The organism is uncultured Blautia sp. (assembly GCF_902497045.1).
Lineage (GTDB): Bacteria > Bacillota > Clostridia > Lachnospirales > Lachnospiraceae > Blautia_A.
Genome location: NZ_CABVDF010000105.1, coordinates 1 through 9246, shown reverse-complemented (window position 1 = coordinate 9246; position 9246 = coordinate 1). Strand labels below are relative to the sequence as shown.

Sequence of the window (9246 nt, the reverse complement as noted above, 5' to 3'; positions counted from 1 at the left end):
TACATTTTAAAATATACAATTTTCACTTTTTAAAAGGGGACAGTTATGCAAAAACCGTTCTGATTTGTATTCTTTTATAGAACACTTCTATAAGATACGTTATAATAAAGCATATGAAAAACAAAGGAGGAAGTATAAACATGGATTTTGTAAAAGAAGCACTGTCTTTTGGCTTTGCCAATGCTGCTGTAGTAGACGTGAAGGAGTTATCCTTTGTGCCGGAATACCGTCAGTTCTGCGAAGAAAATCTTTGCGGCTGCTATGATAAAATTCCGGCATGCCCTCCTGCCTGCGGTACACCAGAAGAAATGCGTGATAAGGCACAGGCTTATGAAAAAGCGCTTGTACTCCAGACTGTTCTGGAGCATCCGGAAAACAGTCCGGCTGTCTTTAAAAAAGCCAAATATGATCAGAATGTACTTACAGAAAAACTGGCAGAACATATCTTCCCTTCCAGAGAAGACAATTATCTCATTATGAGTGCAGGACCCTACAAAACACATTCCTGTATGTCTGCCTATGGTGTAGATGCTCAAAAAATGGCAGAATCTGCCGGAATGGTATGTTGGGCAGGCGATTCGGACGTACGGTTCTTCTCACTTGTTTTATATCATGAATAATAACTCTTTTACAAAAACCCCCGAAAGATTCCTTTTTCCCGGATTTCTTTCGAGGGTTTTAATAAAGATCAGATTCCTTTTTTGTAAAGGATATATGAATATCCCATAGGAATTACTCCCACAGCTATCATAAAAGCTACCAGCACCCACTCTGATTTAAAAAACGCATTTCCTATAAAAGCAATTCCTCCAAGTATAAACAGCCATGAAGCAAGTCTATGTGTACGATTCCAGTTTTCTTCACTGTTTAATGTCCATGGAATCTTGATTCCTACCGTATAATTCTGTTTGATCTTATGCATATAATTTCCCATAATGATAAATACAATACCCAGAATTATATTCATTATCATTCCAATATCAATTACGTATCCAAGAGCTGCCGCATAACAGCTCAGGCAGGTCACTATAGAAATAATTGGGATGATCCACAGTATAGCTCTCATCAGTTTGTCATTAATATTTTTCCGTTTGGGATCTGCATTTGTAAAAAAAGCACAGACAAATTCCATTGCAAGCATAAATAACGGCATTCCAAATACTGCCATTGGCTTGCTGCTCCAGCCATTTATCTCATTATCTGTTCCAAAATGTGTAGGTATCATATCGGGAAGTTTATTCCACAAGAACAAGCCTAAGACCATTGGCAGCAGTATCATAAATCCTGCTGTCAGCAGTGTCCATTTATATTTTTTCAGCATGATATTTTCCTCCTCCTGTTCAGAACAAGCTGAACCATAAATGATTTTCTATTTCTTGTCTCCTGTAAGCTCAGTAAGCCACAGAAGGATTTCTTCTACCACCGAGGTATTTAATTCATAGTAAATGTAATTTTTTACCTTTGTTTCCCATACAAGATCTGCCTTTTTAAGTATCTTCAAATGGTAGGATATAGTCGCTCCTGCCATATCAAAATGGCTGCCAATTTCTCCTGCAGACATTTTGCCATCCTTCAGAAGCTGCAGAATTTCTCTTCTTGCCGGATCTGACAACGCCTTAAATGTATCTGCAAAAGACATTGTATCACCCCTTTCACTAAAAAGTATTTAGAAATATTTCTAATTAGAATATACCTTTCCATCCACAAAAAGTCAACAGCTATTTAGATTTTTTTCTAAATAGCTGTTGACTTTTTCATTTCTCTCTGTATTCTCCCGGAGTCATTCCATATCTTGCCTTAAACTGCCGGTTAAAATTAGAAAGATTGCTGAACCCTGCATCCTCGGCAATGGTTACGATCTTATTGTCTGTACGGCGCAGATTTTCTGCCGCCGATGCCAGTTTCCGGTCATTTACATAAGACGTAAAGCTGCTGCCTGTCATGTTTTTAAACCACCGCATAAAATGGCTGCTGCTCCATCCGCAAAATTCTGCCATTTCCCCTACGGAAAGATTTTCTCCCGTTTTTTCTTCAATCTGCTGCAGAAGCATTTTCAGCTTTTCCATATCCGGAGAAGCGCTGTGATGGATATGGGGATATTTTTTTACCAGCAGAAAAAGCAGCTGTAGCGCCGCGGCTTTCACTCCAAGCTCAAATCCGACTGTTTTTTCCCCGCAAAGCTCTTCCATCTGTTTCAGACAGACCTTCAGCTTCTCGTAATCATTTTCCCCGCAGCTTATATGGACCGGAGAAAGAAGTTGCCCGGAAACAAGAGGAACCAGATATTCTCCGGCGCATACATCGGCAGCCCCTCCTCCAAGAAAGTCTACCTCAAAAATAATATTTTCATATTCCATGGTAAATCCTTTTGCTCTGTGGATCGCATGAAGGTTCCCCGGAGGAATTACAAAAATATCTCCTTCCTTTCCTTCAAATTCTTGCATTCCCATCTGGATCCGCCCTCTTCCCTTTTTTACATAGATCAGTTCCATTTCCCTGTGCCAGTGTACCAGCACCGCCGGGAAATCCAGAGGAATCGTGCAGGGATAAATGTTAAAAGGAAACAGTCTGCTCCCGTGCTTTTTTGTTTCCTGATATTGTTTTTCTGCCATAAGCATTCCCTCCAATATGATAGGATTGTATCATTCTTTGCTGTTATTTTACTAGATTTCAATGGATTTGTGTAGTAAAAATATAATAACGAAAACGGAAGAACACAATCCTGACAAATGAAAGGAGTAAATAACATGAGCATTTTTATCAAAGACGAACTTACACAGCTTTGCGGCAGAGACTTAAGTGCCGCATCCGGTACAGAAATTTATCACGCCCTTCTGGAGCTAATCCGCAGACAAAGTGAAAAACGGGCTGCTGCTGTTACCGGCAGGAAGCTTTACTACATTTCTGCTGAATTTCTTATCGGAAAGCTTCTGTCCAATAACCTGATCAATCTCGGACTTTATGATGAAGTACGTTCTGTTCTTTCAGAAGCCGGACATTCTCTGGGAGAAATTGAAGAGATCGAACCGGAACCAAGTCTTGGCAACGGCGGTCTCGGGCGTCTGGCTGCCTGCTTCCTTGACAGTCTTGCAACTCTGAATCTTCCCGGCGACGGCATAGGCCTTCGTTATCACTGCGGACTTTTCCATCAGGATTTCAAAAACGGGCTGCAGAATGAAACGCCTGATCTCTGGCTGGAACCTCACAGCGCCGCACAGGCTACCGATACTGTATTTCCGGTATCTCTTGCAGGAACCACCTATTCTGCAAGGCTTTATACCATTCCGGTAACCGGCTATGAGGGACGTACCAACACCCTGAACCTTTTTGATCTGGATACGGTGGATACCGCTGTCATCGAAGATGGGATCTCTTTTGACAAAACCGATATCGCCAGAAACCTGACTCTCTTCCTTTATCCGGATGATTCCGATGACAACGGACGTCTGCTCCGTATCTATCAGCAGTATTTTATGGTATCCGCAGGAGCCCAGCTGATTCTGAAAGAATGTGAAGAAAGAGGCAGCAATTACCATGATCTGGCCGACTATGCTGCAATTCAGATCAATGACACACATCCAAGCATGGTGATACCGGAACTGATCCGTCTTCTGGAAGAAAAGGGCATTGATTTTGAGGAAGCCGTTCAGATTGTTACCGATACCTGCGCTTACACCAATCATACTATCCTTGCAGAAGCGCTGGAAAAATGGCCTATTGCTTTTCTGGAAAAAGTCGTTCCGCAGCTTGTTCCTGTAATCCGCAAACTGGACGCTCTTGCCAGGACAAGAACAGAGGATCCATCCACAGCCATTATCGACGGACAGGATCTGGTGCATATGGCTCATATGGATATCCATTTTTCCCACTCCACCAACGGAGTGGCAGCTCTCCACACAGAAATCCTCAAGGAAAGCGAGCTGAAAAACTTTTATACCCTTTATCCTGAAAAATTCAATAATAAGACAAACGGCATTACTTTCCGCCGCTGGCTGATGAAGTGCAACCCGTCGCTTACAAAAGAAATAGAAGAACTGATCGGACCCGGATTCCGCAAGGATGCTGCCGAACTGGAAAAGCTTCTTGCCTTTACAGAAAATGAAGAAGTCCTGACACGCCTTGGAGAGATCAAGCGTCAGAACAAAGAGGCTCTGGCACAGTGGCTGAAACAGAAACAGGGGATTTCCCTTCAGACAAATGCCATGTTTTCCATTCAGTCCAAGCGTCTTCACGAGTATAAGCGTCAGCAGCTGAACCTGCTTTTCCTGATCCATCAGTACCTGGAGATCAAAGCCGGACATAAGCCTTCTACTGCTCTGGTAAGCATTTTCGGGGCAAAAGCAGCTCCCGCCTATGTGATCGCCAAGGATATCATCCACAGCCTTTTGACCTTATCCGAAGTCATTTCCAACGATCCTGACGTATCTCCATGGATGCAGCTTGTTTTTGTAGAAAACTATAATGTTACTGCCGCTGAAAGAATGATCCCTGCCTGTGATCTTTCCGAGCAGATCAGCCTTGCTTCCAAAGAGGCTTCCGGAACCGGAAATATGAAGTTTATGCTCAACGGCGCTCTCACACTGGGAACTATGGACGGAGCCAATGTAGAAATTTCTCAGGCAGTTGGAGCAGAAAATATCTACATCTTCGGCCAGAGCAGCGATCAGGTCATCCACCGCTATGCAAAAGGAGATTACTGTGCAAAAGACTGGTACGAAAGCGACCCCAACCTGAAACGGGCCATCGACTTCCTTACCGGAGAAGAAATGCTGAAATATGGACATAAAGAGCATCTGGAGAGACTGAAAAATGAGCTGATCCACAAAGACTGGTTCCAGACTCTCCCTGATTTTAACGCCTACGTTGTGAGAAAACAGCAGGCCATGGCAGACTATGCCTGCAATCCTTCCGACTGGACAAGAAGAGCTCTTATCAACATTGCCAAAGCCGGCTTCTTCTCCTCTGACCGCACCATTGAAGAATACAACCGCGATATCTGGCATCTGGGAGAGTAATCACTCTCCCGGATTAGATGCCCGGATCTGCTCTGTGAGCGCTTCCCCGCCCTGCTGATACCACTGTTCTACGAAAGTATCAAAATAACTGACAGGAACCTCTCCCATAATAATCCTGATGAAAGAATCTTTTTCAAATTGCTTCAGAGACTGCGGAACAACACCATCTGTATCATCCAGATAAGGATGGACTGCCGGTGTGTAATTTCCGTCCACCAGAAGCCCTACCGCAGAAATCCTGGATTTATAAGCCGCCCAGTCCTCTGCCGTATACGTTTCAGAATCCAGATAATTTCTGCATGCCTGATAATACGAACTTTCTATGGCTGTCAGATTTTCCTCCGGACAGGAACCGTCAAGAGCTGCACGGATCTTTTTGGTAACCTGATAGGTTGCCTCATTATAGTCTACATTGATCACAAGAGGTCTTGCTGTAGGGTCTACATTCAAAGCAAAGTATCCATTTACCTCGTCTGCGTCCTCTGCTTCATATCTTGTATAGTCAAAAAGCACACTGATGATCTTCATAACGATTTCCGGATGCTCAAACCCCTTACGCACAACCACATATTTATTATTTCTTAAAGAAGCATATGCTTCCTGTCCGGAAGGTTCCTGAAGATAATAAGGTTCCCAGTCTGCTGTTTTATCTTTTTCCATGGCATCCATCAGTGGATTATTGGGCGTCCACCAGAGACCAAAAAAAGCGCCGCATTTACCTTCAACTACCAGATCCCTGATATTATTCGGTGCACGAAGGGCAAAGTTCCGATCCAGGATCCCTCTTTCATATAAGTCATGCAAAAAAGAAAGAGCATTTCTGGTTTCTTCTGTAAGGGAACCATAAACAATTTTTCCATCTTTTTTTATCCATCTCTGGGGACTGGCATGAAAACTGTCAAAAACCACATCCATGGAATAACTGGAGCTTGTGGTGCCTACAAGTCCTGTGTCGCAGGCAAGTCCTACCGGTTCCTCTCCTTCTTCTGTTCCCATTCTGTGTTCTGTAAAGGCTTCTATCACATCAAAAGCTTCCTCCAGGGTCTCCGGTTCTTTCAGTCCAAGCTGATCTATCCAGTCTTTCCGAAGCCACAGAAGATTCGGTCCATGATCTATGACTGTTTCCGGCACAGCCATAAGCTTCCCGTCAAATTTTCCCGCTTCCAGAAGTTCCCCTCCATAGCTGCCATACATTTCCTTAATCCTTGGGGATGTACATTTTTCGTAAACCTCTGTCAGATCTTCGATCAGATCATTGTCCACCAGTTCCTTTAGTGTTTCCCTGTCTGAAACTACCAGAATATCCGGAAGCGTCTGATCTTTCACAATAATGTTAACAAATTCACTGTACCTGTCTTCACTTTCCATATAGATATTATCGTTCTGTATGTTCAGCATTTTCCGAAGATATCTGGTATAAGCATTATCTTCATAAGTATCTCCTTCCGGAAGATTTGAATTATTTGCTCCGCTCATTTGTCCCAAAGTATAGGTCACAAGCTCCGGATATGCCCCGTAAGGAGTTGTTTCTGCTTTTTCCCAGGCTTTCCTGCTCTCTTCCGATACCTCCTGTCCGGAATCCAGCAGCTGTCCTTTCTGTGAACAGCCGCAAAAAAGACAGGCCGACGCCAAAACTGCCGCCGTTCTACAAAAAAATCTGTTCATTTTATGCTCTGCCCTCCCTTTCTGCTGCCGTTTTCTTCGGAAGACGGATCTCTACTCTCGTTCCATCACCGGGATGGCTGAGGATTTTGACCCCGTATTCCTCTCCATAAAGAAGTTTGATCCGGTCATTAACGTTTTTCAGTCCATATCCTTTTGCCTGATAGGTTACAAGGTTCCGGGCTTTTTCCGGATTCATTCCCGGACCATTGTCCGTTACTGCCATCAGAAATTCCTCTCCCTCGTCCAGAATAGAAATCTTCATGATCTTTTCCCCTTCTTCCTTCACATCCAGACCATGCTCCAGTGCATTTTCCACCACCGGCTGAAGAAGAAGCTTCGGCACCATTTCATTCTTTACAGAAGTATCTGTCTCCCATTGCACTTTAAAATCATTGTCATGCATTACCAGCTGGATTTCCAGATATGCTTCCACATTCCGAATACAGCTTTCTACAGTAACCATATCTTCCCCCTTGCTTAATGCTGTACGGTAAAAAGTAGACAAAGCCAAAGTAACCTTGCTGATTTCTTTCTGGTTGCTGCGGATTGCCATCCAGTTGATAGCCGAAAGCGTGTTATAAAGGAAATGCGGATTGATCTGTGCCTGAAGGGCTTTCAGTTCAAATTCTTTCAGGGCGATCTTATTCACATAGACCTCGTCGATCAGGCGGTTGATCTCATCCATCATACGCCGGAAACTGCGCACAAGAATCCCCACTTCATCCTCACTGTCACTGGATACTGTCACTTCACGGCTTCCATGGTTTACCTGATCCATATTTCTGGTAAGCTCTTCGATTTTTCTGGTAAAAAGCCTGGAAAAAACAGTTCCCAGACCAAACACGATCAGAGTGCAGAGAAAGATCAGCGGGATTTCCTCCAGAAAAAGCTGTTTTACTTCTCCTGCAATTGCTTCCTTCGACCGAAACAGGTAAAAATTCCATCCATTTTCTCCACTGGTGCTTTTTGCATAAAAATAATTTTCCCCGATTTCTTTCAGGACATGATCTTTTTTCATTTCATTCAGAAAAAACTTAGATGATATGTTTCCCCGGGAATCCTTCATATTTGCAATGTTTTCATATACAACCCGCCCTCTGCCGTCTGTAACTGCCGCTCCTGCCTCATCTTCCACCATACCGGAAAAGGGCTGAAAGATCTTGTCATAATCCAGAGTAAGACACAATACAGCTGCCAGAACCCTGTTATCATAAATATTTCGTACCGCTACCACCTCTTTTTTGTCCCGATCCACCATCCATTGGATTCTTACATCATCCTTAAGCTCTGCATTCCACCATTTCTCTTCTGTTTTTTGTAATGGTACAAGAGTATATTCATGTTCTACCTTAATGCTGTCTGCAAAAAGCTGGATCTGGCGAATTGCATCATGATAGGATTTCGGTACCGTCAGAAGAGGATCTGCCACTTTCATATATTTTTCGTAGGCAGAATAATTGTCCATGTTTTTTTCCCGAATGATTTCTTCGATATCCGGAGAATACGTAAGGTAGTTCATGAGACTGGTATATACTGCAATCTGACTGTCAATATTTTCCCTGGTCTGCTCCAGAAGAGATTCCATATCTTCCATTTCTCTCTGACGCACAAAGCTGCTCATACGCATATGACTGTAAAGGGCGATCAAAAGCACCGGCACAAGGCTTGCGATCACCAGAAGCGCCCTGAGCTTATTGCGGTACTTCATATTTTTAATCTTCTGATACAGATTCCTCATTCTCTGTGTTTCCTTTCCGATAGGATTCCGGACTTTTCCCATAAAATTCACGGAAGCTTCTGCAGAAATAGGAGACATTAGAAAAGCCTACCTTCTCACTAACCTGCGCCACCTTCATATTGGTATTTTTCAGGAGCTCTCCTGCTTTTTCCATACGGAAGACCCGGATATAACGATTCAGATTCATTCCAGTTTCTTTTTTAAAGATAAAACTAAGATAGCCAGAAGAAAGGTATACTTTTTCTGCCAGCGTTTCCAGGTTCAGATCCTCATCATAATGCTGATAAATATAATTTTTCACTACAGCTACTTCGTTTCTGGATTCACTCATAGATCTTTCCAGAAATTTCTCATACTCACAGATATTTTCCTCAGTAACCTTAAGAATTTCTATTATATTTCTACAATTATAAAGCCTGTCAATTTCCTTTTCCAACCGCCTTTCTCCGGAAAACCGATCCTCCTGAAAAAGTTCCTGAATCAAATTGGAAAAAACAAATTTAATATACATTGCTGAATATTTCGTATTATCTGTATATTTTTCCTTCAATGTCCGAAAATGTTTTCTAAGCAGCTCTGTATCTTTTCTGCTGATATCCTCTGAGATCATCTGCATCAGATGAGAATCCTGAACCTCTCCCATGGCCATTTTCAGATGCTCCTCTTCATTGGCAAAAATATGTTTTTCCGGATGATAAAATTTTTCTTCCATCTGTTGTTCCAGCTGGCTCATGATCTCCGGCAGGCAGCAAACGCCTTCAAACATTCTGCTGACGGCAAGATAAAAACGGTCTCTGTAATTTCTTTTTAAAAAGGTATAAATATAAT

Annotated in this window: 8 protein-coding genes; 2 read left to right on the top strand and 6 right to left on the bottom strand. The window is 42.8% G+C overall.

Annotated elements, in window-relative coordinates; translation table 11 throughout:
- The first annotated feature begins 140 nt into the window (after positions 1-140).
- Positions 141-620: a DUF2284 domain-containing protein gene (locus tag RDS42_RS08915; RefSeq protein ID WP_308783348.1), complete on the top strand. Its 480-nt coding sequence runs from the start codon at positions 141-143 to the stop codon at positions 618-620.
- A 68-nt stretch (positions 621-688) separates the two neighbouring features.
- Here the strand turns inward: RDS42_RS08915 and RDS42_RS08910 are convergent, their stop codons facing one another.
- From RDS42_RS08910 to RDS42_RS08900, 3 genes are all read right to left on the bottom strand, one after another.
- Positions 689-1321 carry an SdpI family protein gene (locus tag RDS42_RS08910; protein ID WP_308783347.1) on the bottom strand — a complete coding sequence of 211 codons (633 nt, stop codon included), beginning with the start codon at positions 1319-1321 and terminating at the stop codon, positions 689-691.
- Between the two features lie 48 nt (positions 1322-1369).
- On the bottom strand, positions 1370-1639 hold the full coding sequence (locus RDS42_RS08905; RefSeq protein ID WP_308783346.1) for an autorepressor SdpR family transcription factor: 270 nt from the start codon (positions 1637-1639) through the stop codon (positions 1370-1372).
- Positions 1640-1754: 115 nt separating this feature from the next.
- Positions 1755-2612, bottom strand: coding sequence for an AraC family transcriptional regulator (locus tag RDS42_RS08900; RefSeq protein WP_308783345.1), 858 nt, complete (start codon positions 2610-2612; stop codon positions 1755-1757).
- A gap of 135 nt (positions 2613-2747) precedes the next feature.
- Here RDS42_RS08900 and RDS42_RS08895 point away from each other — a divergent pair, with 135 nt between their 5' ends.
- Positions 2748-5015 carry a glycogen/starch/alpha-glucan phosphorylase gene (locus RDS42_RS08895; protein ID WP_308783344.1) on the top strand — a complete coding sequence of 756 codons (2268 nt, stop codon included), beginning with the start codon at positions 2748-2750 and terminating at the stop codon, positions 5013-5015.
- On the opposite strand, the gene RDS42_RS08890 is transcribed toward RDS42_RS08895, so the two are convergent.
- The 3 genes from RDS42_RS08890 to RDS42_RS08880 all read right to left on the bottom strand — a co-directional run.
- Entirely contained in the window at positions 5016-6680 is a 1665-nt protein-coding gene (locus RDS42_RS08890) for a sugar ABC transporter substrate-binding protein (RefSeq protein WP_308783343.1), read from the bottom strand.
- 1 nt (position 6681) lies between these two features.
- Positions 6682-8418 carry a sensor histidine kinase gene (locus tag RDS42_RS08885; protein WP_308783342.1) on the bottom strand — a complete coding sequence of 579 codons (1737 nt, stop codon included), beginning with the start codon at positions 8416-8418 and terminating at the stop codon, positions 6682-6684.
- A partial coding sequence (locus RDS42_RS08880) for an AraC family transcriptional regulator (protein WP_308783341.1) occupies positions 8393-9246 on the bottom strand: 854 nt, incomplete at its 5' end. The genes RDS42_RS08885 and RDS42_RS08880, both read right to left, overlap by 26 nt.

What these genes read in the sequence shown, in the direction of transcription:
- RDS42_RS08915 (WP_308783348.1), top strand. Translation starts at nt 141, where the DNA reads ATGGATTTTGTAAAAGAAGCACTGTCTTTTGGCTTTGCCAATGCTGCT.
- RDS42_RS08910 (WP_308783347.1), bottom strand. Translation starts at nt 1,321, where the DNA reads ATGCTGAAAAAATATAAATGGACACTGCTGACAGCAGGATTTATGATA.
- RDS42_RS08905 (WP_308783346.1), bottom strand. Translation starts at nt 1,639, where the DNA reads ATGTCTTTTGCAGATACATTTAAGGCGTTGTCAGATCCGGCAAGAAGA.
- RDS42_RS08900 (WP_308783345.1), bottom strand. Translation starts at nt 2,612, where the DNA reads ATGGCAGAAAAACAATATCAGGAAACAAAAAAGCACGGGAGCAGACTG.
- RDS42_RS08895 (WP_308783344.1), top strand. Translation starts at nt 2,748, where the DNA reads ATGAGCATTTTTATCAAAGACGAACTTACACAGCTTTGCGGCAGAGAC.
- RDS42_RS08890 (WP_308783343.1), bottom strand. Translation starts at nt 6,680, where the DNA reads ATGAACAGATTTTTTTGTAGAACGGCGGCAGTTTTGGCGTCGGCCTGT.
- RDS42_RS08885 (WP_308783342.1), bottom strand. Translation starts at nt 8,418, where the DNA reads ATGAGGAATCTGTATCAGAAGATTAAAAATATGAAGTACCGCAATAAG.